A 25,006-nucleotide genomic window follows, 5' to 3' on the forward strand; every position below is an offset into this window, starting at 1 on the left:
TATTAGAAGTATATCATTTATAAAAAAATATGTAAAAAGTTGAAATTTACATAAATGAACTTAAAATGTGCAATTATATCTATGGAAGTGAACAAATAACTATAAAAAAGTTGAAAAAACTTGATTTGATAGAATTATTTTTCACATATATAATGAACTTATTCAAGAAGAGAGTTTATTCAGATGGAAGGGAGCAAAACAAATGAGGGAAGATTTTAATATAGTAATAAAATATATAAAAAGTTTTAAATCAAGATCTATAGCAATAATGCTTAGTATAATCTTAGGAACAGCACTTATAGTAGGTGTAGGTACTTTATCAAAAAGTGCTCAGCAAGCAGATATAAACAGAACTAAAAGGGAGCTGGGAACTTATCATGTTTATTATAAAGACATAGATAAGAATCAATTAGAAATAGTAAAAAAGGGTAAGGATATAGAAAATATTGGGATAACGTCATATTATGCATCTACAGATGTAAGTGAAAAGTTACCAATTAATATTTTATATGCTGATAATAATTATCTTAATGATGAGTCAGAGATAGTTAAAGGTAGATTACCAAAAGATAAAAACGAGGTAGTTTTAGAAGCTTGGATATTAAATAGTATGGGTCTAAAACCAGAGGTTGGACAAGAGCTAACTTTTAAACTTTATAATAAAGAAAAAACTGAGACTTTTAAAGTTGTAGGAATTCTTAAAGATAGATATAAGGATAAAAGTGTTGGAAGATGTGAAATATTTTTACACCTTGATGAGAATAATGTTAGTCAATTTACTGCAAATGTAGAATTTAATGAAGGAAGTCCAATAAGCAATGATATAGAAGCTATTGCCAATGAAGCAAATATAAGTTTGAAGAATCAGGTTGGAGTAAATAAATCACTAGTACAAACGGTTGAAGATAACGGTGGTATAGATATGGCAAGTAAAAGCACGGCTATTGCCATGAGCATATTTGCAGGCCTTGTAATTTATAGCATTTATTCCATATCTGTATACCAAAGAATTAGAGATTACGGAATGTTACGAGCTGTAGGAGCTACTAATTTAAGAATATTTAGATGTATGATTTATGAGTTATTAATTATTGCTTTAGTATCACTACCAATTGGAATATTATTTGGTATGGGAGGGTCACAGTTATTTAATAAGTTAGGTGGGAATATAAATTTTGAAGGCAAGTTAGAATCAACACCTTTTGTTATACCAACAGAAGTGATTTTACTATCTATAGTATGTACTTTTGTTGTAATATTGATAATTAGTATATTTACTTATTTCAAAATAAAAAGAATATCTCCAATTGAAGCCATAAAAGGAAACTACGGATCAAATAGTAAGATTAAGAAAAGTAGTTTTATAATATCTAAAATAAGTAATTGTATATCACAAACGAAATCAATTTCAATGAAGAATATATTGAGAAACAAGAAAGCCTTTATTTTAATAATGCTGTCTATGAGTATAGGTGGTGTATTAGTAATTAGAAACAATTATGCTTATACAATATCTGATGCTATGTATGAACAGCAAAGAAAGGGAACGTATTTAAATGGTGATTTTATTATGCAAGTTACCTCAGCTGATGATGAAAGAGTTGGTTTAAGTGATAGAGATATTAAGGAAATTAAAAATATAGATGGTATAAATGAAGTAAAAGTAGCTAGAATTTTGCAAAGTAGATTAGTTTTACCTAAAAAAGATTTATTAGAGAAAGATTTTAATAAACAGCTTGATTCAGAAATATATATAAGAGATGTATTAAATGGAAGCTTGATAGATAATAAATCCAGTGATACTTATTTAATGAAACAAAAGTTAAAGGGATATAATGATGAGATGATAAAATCACTAGAGGATTATTTAGTAAGTGGAAAAATTGATATAGAAAAGATGAAAAAAGAGAATTTGGCAGTAGTATATATGCCTTATATATATGATGATAACGGTACAAAAGGTAAAGTACTAGGTGGAAATACGGGTTCACCTCTTGCAAATATTAAGGTAGGAGATACAGTTACAGTTAAATATCCTAAAGGTAAAATAGAGGATACTCAGAAGTATTGGCAAGGAAAAGACAATTGTGAATATGAAGACTACACTTTTAGAGTAGGAGCTATAGTTAATTATCCTTATGCAGATGACAATTTATATTCTGGAGACGACGGAATAGATATTATAGTAAGTGACAAATATTTAGATGGATTGGTTGGCAACAGCAATTATGATGTTGTATATGCAAATATGGAAAATGGAGCAAATCATAATACTATAAATAAAAAACTAGGAGAAATTGGGAGTAAAGTACCAGGAACTGTAACTACAGATATGACTGAAGATAAAAAAATGGATGAGCAAATATTAAAACAGAAGAAACTTTTAGACTTTGGTGTAGTAGCAGTTATGTTTGCTATAAGTGTGTTTAATATAATTAATAATGTGAGTTATAACTTAATTTCAAGAACAAGTGAATTTGGAATGTTAAGAGCAATAGGTATAAGTGAAAAAGATTTTAAAAAAATGATCACTTATGAAGGGTTATTTTATGGTGTGATTTCAAGTGTAATTGTAGTAGTAACTTCATTGTTGATGCAAATAAGAATGTACAAAACCTTTGGATTTGAAGCTTATGGCATGGATTTTGTAATAAATTACAAGTTATATGTAGTAGTTGTATTAGCTAATATAACTGTGGGGTTATTAGCAACTTATCTACCAGCTAGAAAAATAAAAGAAAGTAGCATAGTAGAAGCTATAAATATTATAGAATAGAGGGATTATTATGGTGATATTAGAGACTATTAATTTAGGTAAAATATATGGAAAAAAACAAATAAAAGTAGATGCATTACAAGACGTTAATTTAAAAATAAATAAGGGTGAATTTGTGGCAATAGTAGGGCCTAGTGGAAGTGGGAAAAGTACTTTTCTTCATTTAATAGGAGGACTTGAGCGACCAAGCAATGGAACTATAAAAGTTGATAATAAAGATATATGTTGCTTATCTGACAACGAACTAGCTAAATATAGAAGAGAAAAAGTTGGATTTGTATTTCAACAATATAATTTAATACCAGTTCTTAATGTTAAAGAAAATATAGAACTATCACTAAAACTTGATAAACAAAAAATAGATAAAGATTATATAGAAGATCTTATGAAATTACTTGGAATAGAAGAGAGAAAAGATCACTTACCAAATCAATTATCTGGAGGTCAACAGCAACGTGTTGCTATAGCTCGTGCACTAGCAGCTAAGCCGAGTATTATTTTAGCAGATGAACCTACGGGGAATTTAGATAGCAAGACTACTGAAGAAGTTATGGATTTACTTAAAAAATCCATAAAAAAATACAATCAAACTTTAATAATGATAACTCATAATAATGAAATAGCAAAAAAAGCAGACAGAATTATATCAATAATAGACGGAAAATTAAATGATTTAGATTGTTAAAATTTATAATTTCCATAAAAGCTATGAAGTTGAGATAAAAATTAATTTCATAGCTTTTTAGATTGTAAAAATTAATCTTTATAACAAATTTATAACGAAAATCACATTTTATTAAATATTTATAACAAAGAGTGAACAATACATATAAATATGATATTTTTAAGATTTTATTTGTTATATTTATTATAGAAGAAAATTAATAGATGGAGGGGAAAACAATTCTAAGATTTAGAATTGAAAATAATTATGGTTTTTAGCAGTTTGATTTTTTTATTTTTATTCTTACCTATAGTACTTATTTTTTATTATTTATCTAATGAAAAATTAAAAAATGTAGTATTACTGTTGGCAAGTTTGTTCTTTTATGCATGGGGAGAACCTAAATATGTATTTTTAATGATTGCATCTATCATTTGCAATTATATATTTGGAATCAAGGTATCCTCAGATGATGCAAAGGAAAAGAAGTTATGGCTTATAATAGCTGTGATTTTTAATATTTCACTATTAGGAGTATTTAAATATAGCAATTTTTTAATAGATAATATTAACAGTTTATTACATCTTAACATCAGTATTCCCACAATACCTTTGCCTCTTGGAATATCATTTTTCACTTTCCAAACAATGAGTTATGTAATTGATGTGTATAGAAATAGTAGTAGACTTCAGAGAAATATTTATAATTTAGCATTGTATATAAGTTTATTTCCACAACTTGTGGCAGGTCCGATTGTTAGATATGAAACGGTGGACGAGCAAATAAATAGTAGAGTTCATACCATAAATAAATTTTCCGTAGGTATAAATAGATTTGTTATTGGTCTTGGAAAAAAGGTGATTTTCTCAAATAATTTAGGCTTAGTTGCTGACAGTATATTTGCAACTAATATGTCAGATTTGTCTACTATGGAAGGTTGGTTGGGGATAATATGTTACACCCTTCAAATTTATTTTGACTTCAGTGGATATAGTGATATGGCCATAGGACTTGGAAAAATGTTTGGCTTTGATTTCTTAGAAAATTTCAATTATCCATATATATCTGAAAATGTATCGGAGTTTTGGAGAAGATGGCATATCTCTCTAGGAAGTTGGTTTAGAGATTATGTTTATATTCCCCTAGGGGGAAATAGAGTTTCTCCTATTAAACAGTATAGAAATTTATTTATAGTTTGGTCGTTAACAGGTATATGGCATGGGGCTGATTGGACTTTTGTAACATGGGGACTATATTATGGTTTTCTAATTGCACTAGAAAAAGCCTTCTTACAAAAATATTTAGATAAGTTACCAAAGTTATGTAGACATATTTATTTAATATTATTAGTAATGATAGGATGGGTATTCTTTAGAGCGGAAAATATTGGACAAGCATATGAATATATAAAAGTTTTAATGGGACTTGGCGAAAATTCTATTTTGAATATTTCATTTCTTAGTTACATAAATGAATCAGGATTTATTGTGATTTTAGCGATCATTTTTGCTACACCAATTTTACATAAGATTAAGTGGAAAATCGAGTTAAGAAATAAGAAATTAATTGATAATAGATTTACTTATGCACTTCATTCAATTTCACTAATGTCAATTATGTTTATAGTTGTTGTGATTTTAATAAATTCCACATACAATCCATTTTTATATTTTAGATTCTAAGAGGAGGATACAATAATGAATAATAAAAAAGCTAAATATATAGCTATACCATTTTTAATTGCAATAATAGCTACATTATTTATTCATACAATAAGTAAAGATAAAGAGATAAGCGCATCTGAAAATAGATCATTAGCACAAATACCCTCAGTGGAAGATGTGCAAAAAGAAGACTTCACCAAAAAGTTTGAAGCCTATTTTTCAGACCAGTTTCCTTTTAGAGAGGAATTGTCACAGCTTTATAATAAAGTAGAATTAATGCTTGGTAAAAATAAAATTAAAAATTACTATGTGCTTGAAAATAATTGGGTTATGCCAACACCAGTAGATGCATTATCAGAGGAAGACTTAAAAGATTCAGCTGAAAAAATAAATGAGCTTTCTCAGGCAGCATTAAAGTCTAACAAGAAAGTTTATTATGCATCAGCGCCACACAAAGAAAGTATGTTAACTAATTTGTACCCTAAATTTACAAAAGGTTTAAATAATGCTACAGAAAATAAAAATAAATTTAAAAATTATTTAGATAAAGATAAGATAGATTTTATTGACATAGATGAAGATTTTTTAAGTAAATTTAATGAGAAAGAAAGAGAAAAATTATATTTTAAAACAGATCATCATTGGAATGGTATAGGGGCATATGAAGGTTTTAAAACTATTATGGAGGAAATGAAAAAAACAGAAGGTATTAAAAATATAAATTGGAATAATTATATTAAAACAGATTTAAAAAAAGGATATTTCCTAGGAAGCTATAATTTAAATTTAAATAATTTAGTAAAAGAAGATGAAGATATTCCTTATGTTCATTCAAAAAATAAACATAAATATGAATATTTTAAATATGATGGAAAAAAAGAAATTAAAGGAAAAGAAGAAGATTTTGTAGCCACAAGGAGACATGAAGATGAAATATTATATGGTGGAGCCTACATGTTTGGTAATGCTTGTAATATATTAAAAATTAAAAATAAGGATGCTTTAAGTGATAAGAAAATACTAATAATAAGGGACTCTTATCAAGCTCCTACTTCATGGTTATTTGCAGACATGTTTTCAGAAGTACAACTAGTTGATCCAAGATATACGGAAAAACTAGATTTATCTATAAAAGAAATAATTGAAGATAGTGATGCTGACATAGTTATGTTTATGTACAATTCAACAGATTTTAAATCTATGATTGATGAAATAAAATAAATAAAAAACAGATACAAGTTTGGAATTTGTATCTGTTTTTTATTGAAATTCTTGTCTTATTATTTTGTGAATGCAACAAAACCGCAGTCTGTAGGATGATCTATAAAAAGAGCATCCTTATATTTGCATAATAATAGGGCGATAGTAGTATCCCCACCTGCGCATAAAATATTAATCAAACTTAAATTCATTAATGAAGAATTGCCCGTGAAGAAAGATATTATGAATAGTAAAATACCTAAAATAAGTAAAGGCATAAGTCCTCCAGTAATATAAGCTTTAAAGCTAAGTGGTTCTTTGCAATGACAATAAGGAGTTAATGACTTCCACATAACACCAAAACTTATACTTTTAAATCCTTCCTTACAAAATAAACTCCATGTGGCTCCATGTAAAAATTCATGTATAACGACACATGCAATTATTGAAATAAAAAATAACATAAGAGTAGCTGGAGTAAACTCTAAAACAATACTTCCCCATTTATTTATATAAATGAAAAAACAAACAAGAGCTATTGGTCCGGCTGTAAGTAGGGCATAAATGTTAGCTTTTGCAACAGTAATTGTGCCTGAATTCTCTTTATATCCATTTTTTATCATTTCTTCTTTAATTTTTTCAAATCTTTTTATTTTTTCTTGTTCCTTTAAATTTTTTTCACTAATACTTTCAGACATAATAAACCCCTTAAATATTATTTTTATTGAGATTATAACATATAATTCCAATTTGTCCTTGAATTTTTTAATATTAATTTGGAAAAATAGAATCAAAGGAAGGTGAAGTAATGTTTGTTCCTCAAAGAATTATATTTGAAAAAGACGCTCTAAACTATAAAATAGGAAAAAATATTTATGAAGAATTTAAAAATAAAGAAAAAACAGAAATAATAAATTTGACTAATAATAAAGTTAAAGAACATATACCAGGAGATAATATTAGAGATTTTTACAAAGAAGGCAAAAACACTTTAGTTGTAGGAATTAAAAAGGGCTATAAATTTCAAAGTTGTAAACCATCTGCTCACTGGCAACTACCTTTATTTAGCGGTTGTGTGGGGAATTGCCAATACTGTTACTTGAACACAAATTTAGGTGATAAACCTTTTATAAAGGTTAATGCAAATATTGATGATATTTTAGACAGAGCAAAAGAGTATATGTATGAAAGAAAGCCTGAGATTACCATATTTGAAGGTTCAGCTACATCTGATCCTATACCTGTTGAGCCATATACACATTCTCTAAAAAGAACAATTGAATTTTTCGCAAAAAGTGAATACGGAAGATTTAGATTTGTTACAAAGTTTGATGATGTTGACACTTTATTAGATATTGAACATAGAGGAAAAACAGAAGCAAGATTTACTATTAATACAAGAAAAGTCATAGGAGATTATGAAAAAAGAACTAGTAGTAGAGAAAAAAGAATTGAAGCTAGCGTGAAAATGATGGAATCAGGATATCATGTTGGATATATTATAGCGCCAGTATTTATATATGAAAACTGGGAAGACGATTACAGAAACTTATTAATTTATTTAAGTGAAAAGATACCTAATAATTTAGAAAATTCAATTACTTTTGAAGTAATATCTCACAGATATACAACAAGAGCAAAAAATATTATAAATGAAGTTTTTCCAGAGAATATTTTACCAATGAAAGATAATGATAGAACTTATAAATATGGCCAATTTGGATATGGAAAATTTGTTTATCCAAAGGAACATTTAGCATATATGAAAAAGTTTTTTACAGAAAATATAAAAGAAATTTTTCCAGATGCAGAGATTAAATATATCATTTAATTAAAAAAGGAGAGCTGAATAATTTTAACTCTCCTTTTTTAACTATATTCTATTTTCTATCCATCTACTCATTTCAGATATTATATCATCTTTAATTAATTCATCCAAAAGCTTATGATATAAACCATTCAAAATCCTAATTTCCTTATCTGTAGAAATTATATTATTAAATAAAAACCTACTATCTTCACAATCTGTTACTGCATCCATTGAGCCATGAAGTATTAAGCAAGGATATTTAAATTTATATAAATATTCAATAATATTTGAACAACTTTTTTTCAACACGTGATAAAGACCTACAGTAACTTGTTTTAAAACTAATTCATCTTCATCATAAGATTGAATAAAATCATAATCATGGCTTAGATTATGAATACTTCCAACAGAAACAAAGTCAAAATCACTATCATATTCATCAGAATTACAATTTGTATAATTACCATAATCACAAATTAAAGGGCTACAAAATATCATACCATCTGCCAGATTATCATATTGTCCACCTAGAATACTCATTATATGTCCTCCCATGCCTTGACCTAAAATAAATAAAGGAAGATTTGGGTTTTCTTCTTTAACTAAATCAATAACAATTTTTAGATCTTTTGCAAAGGTATGGGCATCGTCAACATATCCTCTTTTTCCATCAGAATCTCCGTGCCCTCTGTGGTCATATCTATATACATTAAAATTATCTGAAACAAATTTTCTAGTGATATAATCATATCTTCTATAGTGCTCTGCTAATCCATGTAGGATTAAGATAGTAGCTTTAGGACTATTTACTAAGTCTTTTGCGCATTTTAAATAAATATTATCAAATGATTTAACCCAAAAATCTACTGTTGCAACACTCATATATTTCACTCCTCAAGTTTTATAATGAATCCTAAAAAAGCATAGGACTAACATATATAGTTATTCTAGATAGAGGAACGAAAATCCTTTTTTAAAAGTTGTGATTTATTTTTTTATAACTGATACAATTTATATATAAACATAATTACCATAAAATTTATACTTTAAAATATTGTTTAGATTGAAAAAAAGTGGTACAGTTAAAATGTAAACACGAATAATTATGAGATTGTTTGGGAGGTATGTTCGCTTGAGGGAAATTGATTCAAAAGTAATAACTAAAGAGGTTAAGAAACTTTGTATTGAAGGAAATATATACCTTGGGGATGATGTAATAAAATCCTTTAAGGAAAATTTAGAAAAAGAAAAAAGTGATTTAGGAAAAGATATATTAAATATTTTAATAGAAAATGCTCAAATAGCTAAAGACACGCATATACCTCTTTGCCAAGATACGGGAATGGCAGTATTTTTTGTTGAAATTGGCCAAGAAATTATGATAAAAGGAGATACCTTGACAGATGCTATTAATAAAGGTGTAAGTGAAGGTTATAGAGAAGGATATCTAAGAAAATCTGTAGTAAGTCCAATAACTAGAATAAATACAAAAGACAATACTCCTGCCATAATTCACTATGAAATGGTGAAGGGAGATAAAATAAAAATTCAATATGCACCTAAAGGTTTTGGAAGTGAAAATATGAGTCAATTAAAAATGTTAAAACCTTCTGATGGAATTGAGGGAGTTAAAGAATTCATAGTGAAAACTGTAAGTGAAGCTGGACCTAATCCATGTCCACCTATAGTTGTGGGAGTGGGTATTGGTGGTACAGTAGATAAATGTGCTCAAATTGCTAAGAAAGCTTTATTTAGAGATATCGGAAATCACAGTGAAGATGAGATGATAGCAGATTTAGAAAAAGAAATGATTAAAAAAATCAATGATTTAGGAATAGGCCCTCAAGGCCTTGGAGGAAATACGACGGCTCTTGCTGTAAATATTGAAACTTTCCCAACACATATAGCAGGGCTTCCTGTTGTAGTTAATATAAATTGTCACTCTGCTAGACATAAGCAAGTGATTATATAGGAGGGAAAATATGATAGAGTTAAAAGCACCTTTTAAAAATGAAGATATAGAGAAATTAGTTTGTGGAGATGTTGTTAAAATTAGTGGTGTAATTTATACTGGAAGAGATGCAGCTCACAAAAGAATGATAAACTCAATACATAATAAAGAAGAGCTACCATTTGATGTAAATGGAGCAGGAATTTACTATGTGGGGCCATCACCTAGTAAAGAGGGGCAAATAATTGGCTCAGCTGGACCAACTACAAGTTATAGAATGGATGACTTAACAGTACCTTTATTAGAGTTGGGCCTAAAAGTTATGATTGGTAAAGGAAAAAGAAGAGAAGAAGTAGTAAGTTCTATGATAAAAAATAAAGCTGTGTATTTGGCAGCTATTGGTGGAGCAGGAGCATATATTTCTCATGCTATTAAAAAATGTGAAGTAATAGCTTATGAAGATTTAGGACCAGAAGCAGTTAGAAGATTAGAGGTTGAAGGCTTACAGTTAATTGTTGCTATAGACTCTTATGGTAACAATATATATGAAAAAGGAAGAGCAATGTTTGCAAAAGAATCAGAATAAATTTAAAAACTAATAATTTGTCAGATGTTATAAAGGAGAAGTAAAATGAGTAATAAGAATTTTGCACAATTAGCATTAGAAATGCACGAAAATCACGGAGGAAAGGTTAGCATACAGAGTAAGGTTGAAGTAAAATGCAAAGATGATTTATCTACTGCATATACTCCTGGTGTTGCAGAGCCTTGTTTAAAAATAAAAGAAAATCCAGAAGATGTCTATAAATATACTTGTAAAAGTAATATGGTGGCAGTGGTTAGTGATGGAACTGCAGTTTTAGGTCTTGGAAATATAGGTGCTGCTGCTTCGATTCCTGTAATGGAAGGAAAATCAATATTATTTAAAGAATTTGGCAACGTAGATGCTTTTCCAATATGTATAAACACTATTGATATTGATGATATAGTAAAAACAGTTAAATTATTAGAACCTGTATTTGGTGGAATTAACTTAGAAGATATAAATTCACCTAGATGTATAGAAATAGAAAATAGATTGAAAGAAGAATTAGATATTCCGGTATTCCATGATGATCAACATGGTACAGCAATAATTGTTTCTGCAGGAATATTAAATGCAGTTAAATTATCAGGAAAGAAAATTGAGGACTTGGAAATAGTTATAAATGGTGCAGGATCAGCAGGTATGGCCATAGCTAAAATGTTACTTAACTTAAATGTTAAAAATGTAGTTTTATGTGATATTAATGGTGCAATACATAAAGATTCTGCGGATATAAATTGGGCACAAAAAGAAATGGTGAAAGTGACTAATAAATATGGTGAAAAAGGAAGTTTAGTAGATATCATAAAAGATAAAGATGTATTTATAGGGGTATCTGCGCCTAAGATGGTCACAAAAGAAATGGTTGAAACTATGGCAGATAAACCAATAGTATTTGCTATGGCAAACCCAACTCCAGAAATATTCCCTGATGAAGCTAAAGCAGGAGGCGCATTTATAGTGGGTACTGGTCGTTCAGACTTCCCTAACCAAGTTAACAATGTTCTTGCTTTCCCTGGAATTTTCAGAGGAGCATTAGATGTTAGAGCAAGAGAAATAAATGAAGAAATGAAGGTTGCAGCAGCTTATGCCATAGCAAATGTAGTTAGTGACGAAGAATTAACTCCAGATTATGTACTTCCAGATGCTTTCAATAAAAATGTAGTAGAAAATGTGGCAAAAGCAGTAAGAGAAGCTGCTATAAAAACTGGTGTTGCAAGAATATAAATATAATTATTACAAGCATAAAAATATTTTGATTTGAAAAAATTAAATTTAAGTACTACAATTAAAACAAATTGAAAAGTTTTACCTAGGGGTGCCCTAAAAGGCTGAGAGATGGAAACATTAACCCTTATACCTGATCTGGATAATACCAGCGTAGGAAAGAGTAGAGTGTTATATAATGAAATATGTGAATTTTCACATATGATATGTGATTACTACAAGCTTTACCTACGGGTAAGGCTTTTTTTATTGAAACAAAAAAGTGAGGAGGTGTAACGATGAAGGTAAATGGAAAAGTAGTAGAATTCCAAAATAATAAAACTGTATTAGATTTATTAAATGATTACAACTTAAACAAAGATAGAGTTGTTGTAGAGATAAACTTAGAAATATTAGAAAATGAGCAATATGAAAATTATGTATTAAAAGAGCATGATGTAATAGAAATTATTAGCTTTATTGGTGGTGGTTGATTTGAAAATATTTGTTAATGAAATAGAAAGAGAAGTTGAAAATGATATAAGTGTTTTTAAAATTAAAGATATTTTTAATAAGTTTAGTGATGTTGTAGTTTTAAATGGATTTCCTACTAAAAAAAATGAAATATTAAAAGAAAATGATAGAGTAACTTTAATAGAAAAAGGAAAGAAACCATCTATGAATGAACTAGAAAATCTTATGATTGCAAGGCATACACCAAAAGTACATGAAAAATTAAAAGGAGGAAAGATAGCTATTTTGGGCATTGGTGGTCTAGGTTCTAATATAGCTATCTCTCTAGCTAGAATAGGTGTAGGTAAGTTGATTTTGGTTGATTATGATGTTGTAGAACCTTCCAATTTAAATAGACAACAATATTTTATTGATGATATTGGAAAATACAAAACAAAAGCAATGAAAGAACATTTAGATAAAATTAATCCTTTCATAGAGGTTGAAATACATAATTCTTATATTACTAAAGAAAATATGAATTTTTTATATGAAGTAGATATAATAATTGAAGCTTTAGATGATCCAAATTGTAAAGCTGAAATAAGTAATTTTGTTTTGCTTCATATGAGAGAAAAATATTTAATAGCATCTTCTGGCATGGCAGGATATTATGACTCAAATATTATTGTGACAAAGAAAATAAGAGAAAAATTTTATATATGTGGTGATTTTGTACATGAAGCAAAAGAAGGTGAGGGGTTAATGGCACCTCGTGTGGCAATCTGTGCAAATCATATGGCTAATTTAGCAAGTAAAATACTTATAGATTATATTTAGGGGGATAAATTAATGGATAAATTAATATTAGGTGGACATGAGTTTGATAGTAGACTTTTAATTGGGACAGGAAAATATGGGTCTAATGAAATACTTCCAAAAGTAATAGAAGAAAGTGGTAGTGAAATAATAACTATGGCACTAAGAAGAGTTGATTTAGATAACTCTAATGAAAATATTCTTACATATGTACCTAAAAATATGACAATCCTTCCAAACACATCAGGAGCAACAACGGCCGAAGAAGCTGTAAGAATAGCAAGAATATCTCGTAAAATGGGATGTGGAAATTTTATAAAAATAGAAGTAATTTCAGATACTAGATACTTATTACCAGATAATGAAGAAACAATAAAAGCAACTAAAATTCTTGCAGATGAAGGATTTGTAGTACTTCCTTATATGAGTCCAGATTTATATGCAGGAAGAAGATTAATAGAAGCAGGCGCTGCTGCAGTTATGCCACTAGGTGCACCGATTGGTTCAAATAGAGGTCTTAAAATGAAAGAGATGATAAGAATAATGATAGAAGAACTGGATATTCCAATTATTGTTGATGCAGGTATAGGAAAGCCTTCACAAGCTATGGAGGCAATGGAAATGGGAGCTGCAGCAGTTTTAGTAAATACAGCAATATCATCAGCTGGTGATCCTATAGCTATGGGAAAAGCATTTAAAATGGCAGTAGAGGGTGGTCGTGTAGCATTTATTGCAAAAACTGGATCTGTATCAGAATTTGCAAATGCATCTTCTCCTCTTACTGGTTTTTTAGGGAACTTATAGGAGGTATCTAAAATGAGTTTTTATGAGGTAATAGAAGAATATAAAGATTTTGATTTTGATGGATATTTTGAGAAAGTAAGTGATAATGATGTACTAAGAAGTTTATCAAAGGATAAGCTAAATCACAAAGATTTACTTAATTTACTTTCGCCTACAGCAAAAAAGCATTTAGAAGTAATGGCTCAAAAGGCTAGTAAGTTAGCATTACAATATTGTGGTAAAACTGCAACTTTATATACTCCTATTTATATTGCAAACTACTGTGAAAATCACTGTGTTTATTGTGGTTATAATTGTCATAGTGGAATAAAGAGAAAAAAATTATCTTTAGAAGAAATAGAAAAAGAAGGAAACTGTGTTGCTGCTAAAGGTTTTAAACATATTATTGTCTTAACTGGAGAAAGTGAAACAAAATCAAGCATTGAATATATAGGTGATGCTGTGGGAATTTTATCTAAAAAATTTCCATCAATAGCTATAGAAGTTTATCCTATGAACGTTGAAGGATATACACACTTAGTTTATAAAGGTGCAGATTCACTAACTATATATCAAGAAACTTATGATGAGGAAGTTTATAAAAAAGTACATATAAAAGGTCCTAAAGCTGACTATAGATATAGATTAGATGCACCAGAAAGAGGGGCTATTGCTGGTATGAGGTCTTTATCCATAGGAGCATTACTTGGTCTTAGTGATTTTAGAAAAGACGCATTTTTCTCGATTTTACATGGAGAGTATTTAAAAACAAAATATCCACATATAGAACTATCATATTCTGCTCCTAGAATAAGACCATTTAAAGGAAGTTTTGAAGATGTTTTAGAGGTGGACGATGCTACAGAGTTTCAAATTTTAACTATTATGAGATTGTTCGATCCTCATGCAGCATTAAATGTATCGAGCAGAGAAACTTTAGACATGAGAAAGCATTTAATGCCCCTTGGCGTTACAAAATTAAGTGCAGCAGTATCAACAGATGTTGGCGGACATTCTCAAGGAGAAGAAAATACAGCTCAGTTTAAAACTAATGATGACAATAGTATAGAAGAAGTAGCTAGTATGTTGAAATCAATTGGATATCAATATGTATTTAAAGATTGGGTGAGATTTTAATGTATCTGATAACAAATAGACATTTATGCGATGAAAATCATTATTTGTCAGTTATTGAAGATACTGTAAGTAGTGGAATAGAAAATGTTATTTTAAGAGAAAAAGATATGAGTGATGAGGAGTTAACCGATTTGTACAATAAGATTGTAAGTAAAACAAGTTATTTACATAACAAGTTTAATTTAATCATTAATAGTAATATAAATTTGTACAAAAAGCTTAATTTCAGTGGAATCCATTTATCTTTTGAAAGATTTATCCAACTTGTTAATGAAGGATTTATTTTTGAGGATAATAAAATTTTAGGATTGTCTCTTCATAATACAAGTGATATTAGCACACTAGAAAAAATTATTAAAGAAAATAATATAAAAGTAGACTATATAACCTTATCACATATATATGAAACTAAGTGTAAGGAAAATTTAAAACCTAAAGGAATAAATCTTTTGAAAGAAGGGAAAAAAATCACTGATATTAAAATAGTAGCACTAGGAGGTATATTACCTGAAAATGTTAAAGAAGTTTTAAAGTATGCAGACGATTTTGCTATTATGAGCACTTTATTTACATGTGAAAATGCAAAACTAAAAATAAAGGAATACAAAATATAAATGTTATAACATATAGAAAAAAATTATACATAATTGTAAATTATTGATTATTTCTATATTAATTTACCTAAATGAGTCGAATTTGTTATAATAAAATGGATTGAGAAGTTTAATTATTAAAATATATTATAGCAAATTATAATATGGAATTTAACTGGAGGGATAATCATGAAATTAAACAAAAAATTTAAAGTTTTATCATTGGGGATGTTACTAGTTGTAACATTAAGTTCTGCAATAGGGTGTTCTTCAAAGGAGAGCGAAAAAACATACAACAAAATAGACTCAGCAAAAACAGTAGAGTTAGCCAATGAAACTAAAAAAACATTAGTAATAGACGTAAGAGGTGCTGATGCGTATGAAAAAGGACATTTAGCTAATGCTATCAACATACCATTTGATGATTTTGAGGGGAAAATAAGTGATTTAGATGGCTATAAAGATCAAACAATAGTTTTAATATGCAATACTGGAAACAAAAGTGGTAAAGCAGGACAGATGCTAGTTGATAAAGGGTTCACTAAAGTATACAATGCAGAAGATGGCATGGAAGAATATGATTATGATACAGTTAAATATACTAACGTAACTGGAAGTGAATTTGAAAAATTAGCAACAGAAGACAAAGATACTGTTATACTAGATCTTAGAGATGCTAAAGATTTTGAAAAAAGTTCAGTAGAAAATGCAGTGAACATACCAATGGATGAATTTGAAGTAAAAGCTAAAAAAGAATTAAAAAATAAAGACCAAGAAATATTATTATACTGTAATACAGGAACAAGAACTTCTGAAGCATCGCAAATATTAGAAAAAGACGGATATACTAATATCATTAACTCAATAGATGGTGTAAAAGAATACGAATTCAAATTGAAATAATATATAAAGTTTGAAAAGGCTAAATTAATAAATAATTTAGCCTTTTTTATAATTGTGAAATATAGGAGATAAAGTCACTTTATTTTTGTGATGATTTAAAAGGATATTTATTAGATTTGTGTAAATATACTTAGTATTACAAGTAAAGGGGCGAATTAAATGAAAAAGAGCGGTATTTTTATGGTAATAATATCTGTAGTATTTTTATTTTTTGTAAATGAGCACTATAGATATGATGGATATAAAGAGGTAGAAATACCAAACATAGGAATTGCTAAGGTTCCTGAAAGTTGGTATTGTGGAAAAACAAAAGATGGATATCTTTACTTTGCAAATATGCCTATAGAAAATGAAGGTTCTAAAGTTTATCTTATCCAGCATTCAATTAAAGATTATTCATTAGATAAAAATCAGTCTGAGTCAGGGTATTTCTTGGACAACTACTACTTAGGAGATACTTTTTCAATTGAAAAAATATTTGTATCTCCATATGGAAATAATAATGTTTATTCTAATGGATGCAGGTATCAATCCTGCAATTTTTATTTAAATAATATTAAAGTTGATAGTTATTATATAGATTTTGTGGGAAATAATAGTAGTAGCATGTTTTTTATTGTTGATGATTCCATTGATATTAAAACAATGGAAGATATGACAAAATGGTTTAAAAAATATTAATAATTTACGTTATTGAAATTTTTTGAAAAATGAGTTATTATTTAAAATAACCTATTAAATTATCTTAATAGGTTATTTTTTCGTGAATTAATAATAAATCTATATAGAAGACAGATTGTTATAAAATATTCAAAGTGCCAACTTCAATGGAAAGGTCAGTCATAGAACTTTGTTTAATACGGATTTTTTAAGTTTGATTTTTATAGTTAGAAAGCTAGAGACAAGCAATATGCATATTTAATAAAAATTAATATGCAAATATTTTAATAATAGAAAATATAAAAAGAAGTGCTAAGGGAATAATAAGTATAGCACTTCTTTTTTAAAAAAGAATAAAGTAACAAGTATAAGGCATGACAAAAACTTGCCTAAATTATGTAGAATTACTATATATTATGAATTGATTTAAAATAATTATGCAAAATTCATAAAATTATTTTTATGTATTATAAATAACAACAAAAGACGAAGGGGGAAATCATATTATATGAAAGTAGAAAGAGTAGCAATATTAGGTGGAGGAAATGGAGGAATTACTGCAGCGGCAGATTTAACTCAGAAGGGATTTTTAGTAAATATATTTGAATCGCAAAAATTTTGCAAAGACTTGCAATTTATTAAAAAAAATAATGAAATAGTCATAGAGTACAAAGGTAATAAATCAGTAGAAAAAATTAATTTAATAACTGATGACTTAGAAAAAGCAATTGAGGGTTGTCAAATTATTATGATAACAGTACCCGGAATGGGAATAGAGTATTTTGCAGAGATACTTGCTCCAGTGGTTAAAGAAGAACAGGTAATTTTAATCAACTCTGCACCAGCCATGGCTTCTGTTAGATTTGTAAAAAAAGCAAAAGAAATGGGTATAGAAAAAGACTTTAAAATTGGAGAAACTAATTCTTTAACATATGCTACAAGAGCATATGTGAATGAAGGAAGAGTGGATGTTTCTTTAAAAGCAGGAAAAGTTTATTTAGCTGGTTATCCATCATGCAACACAGATGAAGTATTCAATACATGTGTACAAATATATGATTGTTTTGTAAAAGCAGATAATGTAATTGTGGTAAACTTAGAAAATCCAAATCCATTAGTTCATCCAGGACCAACTTTATTAAATGCAGGAAGAATTGATTATACTAAGGGAGAGTTTTGGTTATACAAAGAAGGTATAACTGAACATACAGTAAATATAGTTAAGGCAGTTGAAGATGAAAGAGAGGCTGTAGCAAAAGCTTTAGATATTAAATTAGAAGATACTAAACAGGCTCGTATAAATAGAGGTTACTTTGCAAATGAAGACAAACCTTTGCATGAGCTTTTTAACACAAGTCCAGTTTTCAAATATATAAAAGGTCCAGCAAGCGTGGAAGGAAGATATATGGTTGAAGATATATCAACAGGTCTTGTGCTTTGGTCTGATTTAGGAAAAGCTTTAAATGTACCTACGCCTAATATTGACTCTATAATAGTTCTTGGTGGAACATTGATAGGAAGAGATTTTTATAAAGAAGGACTAACTTTAGATAGTATAGGTCTTGGACACTTGAAGAGTAAAGAGGATATTTTAGCCAATATATAATAAATTTTTAATAAAATAAAAGGGATATTAACATGGATAATTAAAAGAGGAGTAATAGAATTGCTATTACTCCTCACTTTATTTTAATCAAAATTGTTAGTTTAACCTCGTAAAACTTGTTTATTTTAAGCAACGGAGATACCTGAAGCGGTAGCGAAGGTATATCGTTGGCGCCATAAACTTAACATCGTTAAGTTTATTTTAGGAAAGTTCCTTCTTCATTTTGCATTAATAGTCCTTTTTTCATAAGAACACCTAAAGCTCTTTTAAAGTTTTTCTTACTTGAATTAAATACAGTAGCTATTTCTTCGGGAGAAGATTTATCATTAAATCTCATAAATCCGTCATTTCCTTCCATGTAGTTCATTATAGCTAACTCTAACATATCCAATTCAATTTTTCTTTCTCCTCTAGGAGTAAGTCCAAGTCTTCCGTCTTCGTAAATCTTAATAACTTTAAGGTCCTCTAACTTGTCTCCTATATTAAGTTCTGTAAAGTATTCGTTCTTTAATATAACTCCATCATACTTATTGTCTACACAGATAGTTGCAGAATTATTAGTCTGGAATCCATAAACGATACCATCAACGCTGTCACCAACTTTATATGAATGTTTCACAGATAAGTAAGGGAATATATCAGTAGTAGCAGCAAGTCTACCAGTTTTATCTTCATAGATATAGAATAAATATCTATTTCCTTTAGTCATTTCGTATTTTTGTGCTTTAAAAGGAACTAAGATATCTTTTGGAAGACCAATATCTATAAAACTTCCTATTTTTGTGTGAGCTACTACTTTTAAATAAGCAATTTCTCCAACCTGAGCTTTTGGGTATTCCATAGTAGCAGCAAGTCTTCCTTCAGAGTCTTTGTATATAAATACCTCTACCTCGTCACCAACTTCAATTTTATTTTTATTAAGTAGTCTATTGTGAAGAAGTACGTCATCGCTAGTATGTCCAGTTTCAGCATCTAAAAAATATCCAAATTCAGCTTTTCTTTTAACTTTAAGCTTGTTATACTGTCCTAATTTTATCAAATTTTCATCTCCTTATTATGTTTGTAATATATATATCATAATTAAATATAATAACATATTTAGCCTTAATTATACTCAAAACTTATAAGAATTTAAAAAAATTATTTTAACATAGTAAAAAAATAAAATAAATATTGCATTAACCTTCAATTGTATTATAAAATTACTTGTGGACTATATTTTACTATGCCAACAACAATAATAAGGAGGAAGATAGTGAGCAAGAAGATACGCCTAGCAACAGTAAAAGATTTAGCGAGAATACAAGAAATATATAGACCTTATGTTGAACAAGAAGATATTGTTGTAAACTCGGAGCATAGAGTACCAACCATGGAGGAATTAGAAGAAAGATTTGCTTTAGTAACTAAAGAATTTCCATGGTTAGTATGTGAAATAGAAGATGTAGTTGTAGCTTATGCATATGCAGGAAAGCCATTTAAAAGAGAAGGGTACAAATGGAATGCAGAAGTTTCAGTATATGCTGATGGGAAATACCATGGAAGAAGATTAGCATCTGCCCTATATGAAAGTTTATTAGAATTATTAGAGGAACAGGGGTATTACAATGTGTATGCTTGTATATTATCTATAAATGAAAAAAGTATAAAATTCCATGAAAAGTATGGATTTAAAGTGATGAGTATTTTTCCAAATTCAGTGCATAAACATGACAAATGGATGGATGTAATATGGATGAATAAAGTATTACAGGAATTTAAAAATGATGTTAAAAATCCTGTATCGATATGGGATTTAGATAAGGAGCTAGTGGATAATATATTAAATAAAAATGGGGATATAATAAAAGGGTAATAATATGGACACCAATCGGTTTATAAAAAAATATATAAAAATAAAGCTATCTTGATGAATGATATGATAATCATTGCAAAAAGATAGCTTTTTTTAATTTTTAATCACTTAACTTGAGCAATGAATCTTTCTAATCATGTACAAGAGCTGTTAAATGGTTAAATTTAACCATTTTAAAAGCAACTCTTTTAGGGAAATTCAAAAAGATGTATTGTATTATCACAGCTATTTGGGGGAGCTGTGATTCTTATTTTGATATAGATATAATTTCTATTATATTTATAAAAATCCTTCAATGATAAAAAAATAAAAAACTTTAAATTTTGGAAATGAATTCTTGGCTTTATTAGTAATAAAAATATGTGCATGTGGAAATCTATAATAAATCTATAATTTCATAGAAGAAAAAAGGAGGCAAAAATGCGAAAAGTAAATCAAACTAGAAAAGAACTCCATGAAAGTGATATAAACAACTTTGTAAATCATGCAAGAAATTTTGAAGAATTAACTGATTTAATAGAGGATGAGAATGAAAAAGTAAGTAAAAAAATAAAGAAAGAAGGAAATTTTAAATTACCTTCTTATGAAGAAGTTCATTATAGTAATGACAAATTTTAATACAAAAAACTACTGGATAAATAATTCCAGTAGTTTTTTGTATTATAAATTATAATATATATTTACGTGTAAAAAAATGGTAAAAAAATATGCGATTATGTTATAATAAGTTGGAATAATGACTATTAATGTACAAATAAACTTAAAATGTTAAAATGGTTTGATAAAAATTTATAAGATACATAACATAAAATATAGTGAGATTATTTGTATAATTGAAATTATATGGTTATTTTTCCCATGTTAATTATCCATAAAAATATGATAAAATATTTCAGATATAGATAATTAACGGACTTTTACGGCTGGGTAAAAGTAAGTGTAAAAATATATGAGTAGGTGGAAGATAATATGAAACAAGTGAGTGTTGTTGGTATAGCAGGTGGGACTGCATCAGGAAAATCAACTATAGTAAATTATATTAAAGAGTTTTTCAAGGATGATATAGAGTTAATTTGTCATGATAGTTACTACAAAGCAAATGATGATAAAACTCTTGAAGAAAGAAAAAATTTAAACTACGATCATCCATCATCTTTTGAAACAAAAAGAATGATAGAAGACATAAAAAAGTTAAAAGCAGGAAATGAAATAGAAGTTCCTGTTTATGATTACACTAAACATACTAGAGCTAAAGAAACAGTGCTTGCTCACCCTAAAAAAGTTATTATAGTAGAAGGAATATTAATATTTGAAGATCCAGAACTTAGAGACCTTATGGATATAAAGGTATTTGTTGATACAGACGCAGATGAACGTTTAATGCGTCGTATACTAAGAGATACAAAAGAAAGAGGAAGAAGTGTTGAGTCAGTATTATCACAATATGTTAATACGGTAAAACCAATGCATGAACAATTTGTAGAGCCTTCTAAAAAGCATGCAGATATAATAATACCAAGAGGTGGAGAGAATACTACAGGTATACATATCCTACAAGAACATTTAAAATTAATATTAGGATAATTACTAAAAGCAGTTTATTATGAATTTAATAAGCTGCTTTTTTATATTTCCTTAACAAATTGTAATCATAACTTCATAGGAATCATTTTCTATTTGTAATATAATGAAAATGACTTGATAACTTTGAAGTACTTAATTTATTTTGAAAGGGGGAAATTTAATGAAATATGAAAAGTTAAGCAAAAAATCTATAAATTGTATGTTTGTAGCTTCATTAGTACAATTTTTAGTGAGTAGTAGTATTTTATTTGTGATTTGGCTTATATTTGGGCATCATTTTCCACAAATTATTGTAAATATTATGGCAGGGTTAGTCTTATTAGATTTTTTATATCTAATAGTATCACCCAAAATAAGATACGAAAGATATAGATATTCTATTACAGAAGACGCCATTGATGTTAAAGAAGGATTTATATTTATAGAAAGAAATATAGTTCCAATAGAAAGACTTCACAAAATAGCCATAGAAAAAGGACCTATTGATAGAATGTTTAAACTGTCAAAAGTGATTGTAACTACAGCTGGTGGAGATGTTACAATTAGGTTTTTAGAAGATGAAAAGTCTGAATTTATAGCAGATACTCTTAAGAAAAAAATAAATGAAGTAGCTATAGAGTCAAGATTAAACAAACAAGACAATTTATTATAAGGGGGGTGACATTTATGAGTGAACAAAAATTTAGGTGTCATCCAAGTATTATTATTGAAAAAACATGTGGAGTTATTATAGCATTGTTTTTTATATTTTTTAGAAACTTAGATGATTTAGAAGAAATGGCAAGAAAAGGATTTAGCAGTAGAAACGTATTAATTTTAGGCATTATTCTGGGCGTCCTAATTCTAATTTTAATTTATAATATTATGGTTTGGGCTAAAACTTTTATAAGCATAGAAGAAAATACAATAGTTATTCAAAGGAATACAATTAATTCAAAGGAGAATACATTTGGAATCAGAAATATATCTAATGTAAACTTGGAGCAAAATATCTTTGAAAGAATAATTGGAACTTATAAAATAAAAATTGATACGGATAGCTTATCTACAGCCAATTCAACAGATATAGAAATTGTACTTTCGAAAAAGCATGCTTATGATTTCAAAAATAAAGTTTTATCTCTTATGAATAATGAAAAATTAAAGAATGTACAGAGAGATGAAAATAATATAAGTATTAACACATCAGGAGATGAGATATATTTTGGTGATGAAAATATAAAGTATGACATAGTTTATTCTGTAAATGATGTATTAAAGCATTGTTTTTATAATTTATCATTATTTGGACTTATATTTAACTTAGCGATTATAGGATTTGTAGCATTTGCTTCAGTTAGATTTGATGGAGCCAAAGGCTTTTTTGCATTGGGGATAGTATTAATTACTTCTTGTTTTTCCATATTCAAATTCTTTTTTGGCGATTTAATTAAATATTATAATTTTTCAATTAAACGTGAAAAAGACAAGCTTTACATAAGTTATGGTTTATTAAAAATAAAAAAATTTGCTGTGCCAATAAGTAGAATTAACGCTTTAAATGTTAAACAATCTTACATATCTAGGGTATTTAAAAGATATCAAAGTGATATAGTAACTATTGGTGTAGGAGATGATGATTCTGAAGGATCTCAAATCTTATTATCTAGTAATAAAGAAGATTTTATAAAAAATATGAAAATTTTAATTCCAGAATTAAATTTGGAGGAATACTTAAACTTGGAAAAAGAATCTAAAAATCATCATATAATAAAAATTATTGATATTATACTTGGAACAATATTTTCTTCTGTGATTTTATATTGTATATATAAGTTTGATATAGGTATTTCACCATTAATATTTGTGGGAATTGACTTTGTAATATTTTTAATTTTAGTATTATTTTATTATATGTCCTATATAACTCGTGGTCTTTATATAGGCAATGACAATATGGCAATGTCCTGGGGTATTTTTGCTAAAAAAATTAGTATTATTAAATATGAAAAAGTACAATATATGGATGTTAAAGAAGGTCCTATAAGTAGTAAGTTGGGTCTGTGTAGTGGTGAACTTCATATTTTAGCTAGTTTTGGTAATAATATAAGGACATTAGGATACTATAACAATAGTTTCTTTGAAAAATTGAAAGAGAAAATTTTGTTTAATTAATAAAAAGAGTTACAACACAAATTTTGTGTAGTAACTCTTTTTTTCTGTCAGAAGTTTGTCATAAGTAAAAGGTATTATGTAAGTATAAAATTTATGTGGAGGTAAATAGCTATGAGAATAAAAAACAAAATCATTGTAGTCTTATTAATATTAATATCAATTTTTCTTTGTTTTAACTTATACATTAATTATCATAAAAAGGTAACTAAGATTGATAAATATTTTAATAATGCTACTATTGTTGAAGATAATAGACTGGTAGACAATGTAGATATAAAGATTAAAGGTAATTTATCTGATACGCACTTTATATATAGATACTTACAATTTAGCAAAGAGTTAAAAGGTACTGTCAGCATAGGAGGTAAAATGTATTATGTGAGAGCCTCTAGTGTAGCAAAAGATGGAATTATACAAGGAATACTAACAAAAGAAAAAGATGAGCTTATATCTGATTATGAAATTAGTTTTTCGAAAAATTTAGATAAAATTTGCATTTATAAAGGCAATTATATAATTTCGGCTCCAGCAAAATCATTAGACGAAGCTATAAATGTTTATAAATCAATTGTAGACATACCTATAAATTAAATATTTATAT

The 25,006-nt window shown here is 27.8% G+C and carries 25 protein-coding genes and 1 riboswitch; of the genes, 22 read left to right on the top strand and 3 right to left on the bottom strand.

Annotated elements, in window-relative coordinates:
* Positions 1–202 precede the first annotated feature (202 nt).
* The 4 genes from TEGL_RS04300 to TEGL_RS04315 all read left to right on the top strand — a co-directional run bounded on the left by TEGL_RS04300 (position 203) and on the right by TEGL_RS04315 (position 6,326).
* Entirely contained in the window at positions 203–2,776 is a 2,574-nt protein-coding gene (locus TEGL_RS04300) for an ABC transporter permease (RefSeq protein ID WP_018592862.1), read from the top strand.
* Between the two features lie 10 nt (positions 2,777–2,786).
* Positions 2,787–3,461, top strand: coding sequence for an ABC transporter ATP-binding protein (locus TEGL_RS04305; protein WP_018592863.1), 675 nt, complete (start codon positions 2,787–2,789; stop codon positions 3,459–3,461).
* Positions 3,462–3,707: 246 nt separating this feature from the next.
* Positions 3,708–5,123, top strand: a complete 1,416-nt coding sequence (locus TEGL_RS04310) for an MBOAT family O-acyltransferase (RefSeq protein ID WP_018592864.1) — start codon at positions 3,708–3,710, stop codon at positions 5,121–5,123.
* Between the two features lie 15 nt (positions 5,124–5,138).
* The gene (locus tag TEGL_RS04315) at positions 5,139–6,326 is read left to right on the top strand and encodes a DHHW family protein (protein WP_018592865.1); all 1,188 of its coding nucleotides are present in this window, start codon (positions 5,139–5,141) and stop codon (positions 6,324–6,326) included.
* Between the two features lie 59 nt (positions 6,327–6,385).
* On the opposite strand, the gene TEGL_RS04320 is transcribed toward TEGL_RS04315, so the two are convergent.
* Positions 6,386–7,003: a DUF3267 domain-containing protein gene (locus TEGL_RS04320; RefSeq protein WP_018592866.1), complete on the bottom strand. Its 618-nt coding sequence runs from the start codon at positions 7,001–7,003 to the stop codon at positions 6,386–6,388.
* A 110-nt stretch (positions 7,004–7,113) separates the two neighbouring features.
* On the opposite strand from TEGL_RS04320, the gene splB reads away from it, so the two are divergent.
* Positions 7,114–8,136: a spore photoproduct lyase gene (gene splB / locus TEGL_RS04325; protein ID WP_018592867.1), complete on the top strand. Its 1,023-nt coding sequence runs from the start codon at positions 7,114–7,116 to the stop codon at positions 8,134–8,136.
* A 42-nt stretch (positions 8,137–8,178) separates the two neighbouring features.
* On the opposite strand, the gene TEGL_RS04330 is transcribed toward splB, so the two are convergent.
* Positions 8,179–8,997 (bottom strand): alpha/beta hydrolase, encoded by an 819-nt coding sequence (locus tag TEGL_RS04330; RefSeq protein ID WP_018592868.1) that lies wholly within the window; start codon positions 8,995–8,997, stop codon positions 8,179–8,181.
* A 250-nt stretch (positions 8,998–9,247) separates the two neighbouring features.
* Here TEGL_RS04330 and TEGL_RS04335 point away from each other — a divergent pair, with 250 nt between their 5' ends.
* The 11 genes from TEGL_RS04335 (at position 9,248) to TEGL_RS04385 (ending at position 18,812) form a co-directional block, all read left to right on the top strand.
* Positions 9,248–10,087, top strand: a complete 840-nt coding sequence (locus TEGL_RS04335; RefSeq protein WP_018592869.1) for a fumarate hydratase — start codon at positions 9,248–9,250, stop codon at positions 10,085–10,087.
* Between the two features lie 10 nt (positions 10,088–10,097).
* Entirely contained in the window at positions 10,098–10,652 is a 555-nt protein-coding gene (locus TEGL_RS04340; RefSeq protein ID WP_018592870.1) for a Fe-S-containing hydro-lyase, read from the top strand.
* A 45-nt stretch (positions 10,653–10,697) separates the two neighbouring features.
* A complete protein-coding gene (locus tag TEGL_RS04345; protein ID WP_018592871.1) occupies positions 10,698–11,879 on the top strand; it encodes an NAD(P)-dependent malic enzyme in 1,182 nt (393 codons plus the stop codon).
* A gap of 77 nt (positions 11,880–11,956) precedes the next feature.
* A riboswitch (TPP riboswitch) is annotated at positions 11,957–12,057 on the top strand.
* A 100-nt stretch (positions 12,058–12,157) separates the two neighbouring features.
* On the top strand, positions 12,158–12,352 hold the full coding sequence (gene thiS, locus TEGL_RS04350) for a sulfur carrier protein ThiS (protein WP_018592872.1): 195 nt from the start codon (positions 12,158–12,160) through the stop codon (positions 12,350–12,352).
* On the top strand, positions 12,345–13,151 hold the full coding sequence (thiF, locus tag TEGL_RS04355; protein WP_334290547.1) for a sulfur carrier protein ThiS adenylyltransferase ThiF: 807 nt from the start codon (positions 12,345–12,347) through the stop codon (positions 13,149–13,151). Before thiS ends, thiF begins: the two co-directional genes overlap by 8 nt.
* Before the next feature lie 12 nt (positions 13,152–13,163).
* Positions 13,164–13,934, top strand: coding sequence for a thiazole synthase (locus tag TEGL_RS04360; RefSeq protein ID WP_018592874.1), 771 nt, complete (start codon positions 13,164–13,166; stop codon positions 13,932–13,934).
* 12 nt (positions 13,935–13,946) lie between these two features.
* On the top strand, positions 13,947–15,050 hold the full coding sequence (gene thiH, locus TEGL_RS04365; protein WP_018592875.1) for a 2-iminoacetate synthase ThiH: 1,104 nt from the start codon (positions 13,947–13,949) through the stop codon (positions 15,048–15,050).
* Positions 15,050–15,664 (top strand): thiamine phosphate synthase, encoded by a 615-nt coding sequence (locus tag TEGL_RS04370; RefSeq protein ID WP_018592876.1) that lies wholly within the window; start codon positions 15,050–15,052, stop codon positions 15,662–15,664. The genes thiH and TEGL_RS04370 overlap by 1 nt, the downstream gene beginning before the upstream one ends.
* 168 nt (positions 15,665–15,832) lie before the next feature.
* Positions 15,833–16,546 (top strand): rhodanese-like domain-containing protein, encoded by a 714-nt coding sequence (locus TEGL_RS04375; RefSeq protein WP_018592877.1) that lies wholly within the window; start codon positions 15,833–15,835, stop codon positions 16,544–16,546.
* Between the two features lie 159 nt (positions 16,547–16,705).
* Entirely contained in the window at positions 16,706–17,227 is a 522-nt protein-coding gene (locus tag TEGL_RS04380) for a hypothetical protein (protein ID WP_018592878.1), read from the top strand.
* 487 nt (positions 17,228–17,714) lie between these two features.
* The gene (locus TEGL_RS04385; RefSeq protein WP_018592879.1) at positions 17,715–18,812 is read left to right on the top strand and encodes an NAD/NADP octopine/nopaline dehydrogenase family protein; all 1,098 of its coding nucleotides are present in this window, start codon (positions 17,715–17,717) and stop codon (positions 18,810–18,812) included.
* 196 nt (positions 18,813–19,008) lie between these two features.
* Here the strand turns inward: TEGL_RS04385 and TEGL_RS04390 are convergent, their stop codons facing one another.
* Complete coding sequence (locus TEGL_RS04390) at positions 19,009–19,851, bottom strand: CvfB family protein (protein ID WP_018592880.1); 843 nt, start codon at positions 19,849–19,851, stop codon at positions 19,009–19,011.
* Between the two features lie 216 nt (positions 19,852–20,067).
* Here TEGL_RS04390 and TEGL_RS04395 point away from each other — a divergent pair, with 216 nt between their 5' ends.
* The 6 genes from TEGL_RS04395 (at position 20,068) to TEGL_RS04420 (ending at position 24,996) form a co-directional block, all read left to right on the top strand.
* Positions 20,068–20,667 (top strand): GNAT family N-acetyltransferase, encoded by a 600-nt coding sequence (locus TEGL_RS04395; RefSeq protein ID WP_018592881.1) that lies wholly within the window; start codon positions 20,068–20,070, stop codon positions 20,665–20,667.
* Positions 20,668–21,087: 420 nt separating this feature from the next.
* Positions 21,088–21,285 (top strand): hypothetical protein, encoded by a 198-nt coding sequence (locus TEGL_RS04400; protein ID WP_018592882.1) that lies wholly within the window; start codon positions 21,088–21,090, stop codon positions 21,283–21,285.
* Between the two features lie 351 nt (positions 21,286–21,636).
* Positions 21,637–22,251: a uridine kinase gene (gene udk / locus TEGL_RS04405; protein WP_018592883.1), complete on the top strand. Its 615-nt coding sequence runs from the start codon at positions 21,637–21,639 to the stop codon at positions 22,249–22,251.
* A gap of 160 nt (positions 22,252–22,411) precedes the next feature.
* Entirely contained in the window at positions 22,412–22,903 is a 492-nt protein-coding gene (locus TEGL_RS04410; protein ID WP_018592884.1) for a PH domain-containing protein, read from the top strand.
* Positions 22,904–22,917: 14 nt separating this feature from the next.
* A complete protein-coding gene (locus TEGL_RS04415; RefSeq protein WP_018592885.1) occupies positions 22,918–24,405 on the top strand; it encodes a PH domain-containing protein in 1,488 nt (495 codons plus the stop codon).
* A gap of 111 nt (positions 24,406–24,516) precedes the next feature.
* Positions 24,517–24,996, top strand: coding sequence for a hypothetical protein (locus TEGL_RS04420; protein ID WP_018592886.1), 480 nt, complete (start codon positions 24,517–24,519; stop codon positions 24,994–24,996).
* Positions 24,997–25,006: the final 10 nt, after the last annotated feature.

This window comes from Terrisporobacter glycolicus ATCC 14880 = DSM 1288, assembly GCF_036812735.1.
Lineage (GTDB): Bacteria > Bacillota > Clostridia > Peptostreptococcales > Peptostreptococcaceae > Terrisporobacter > Terrisporobacter glycolicus.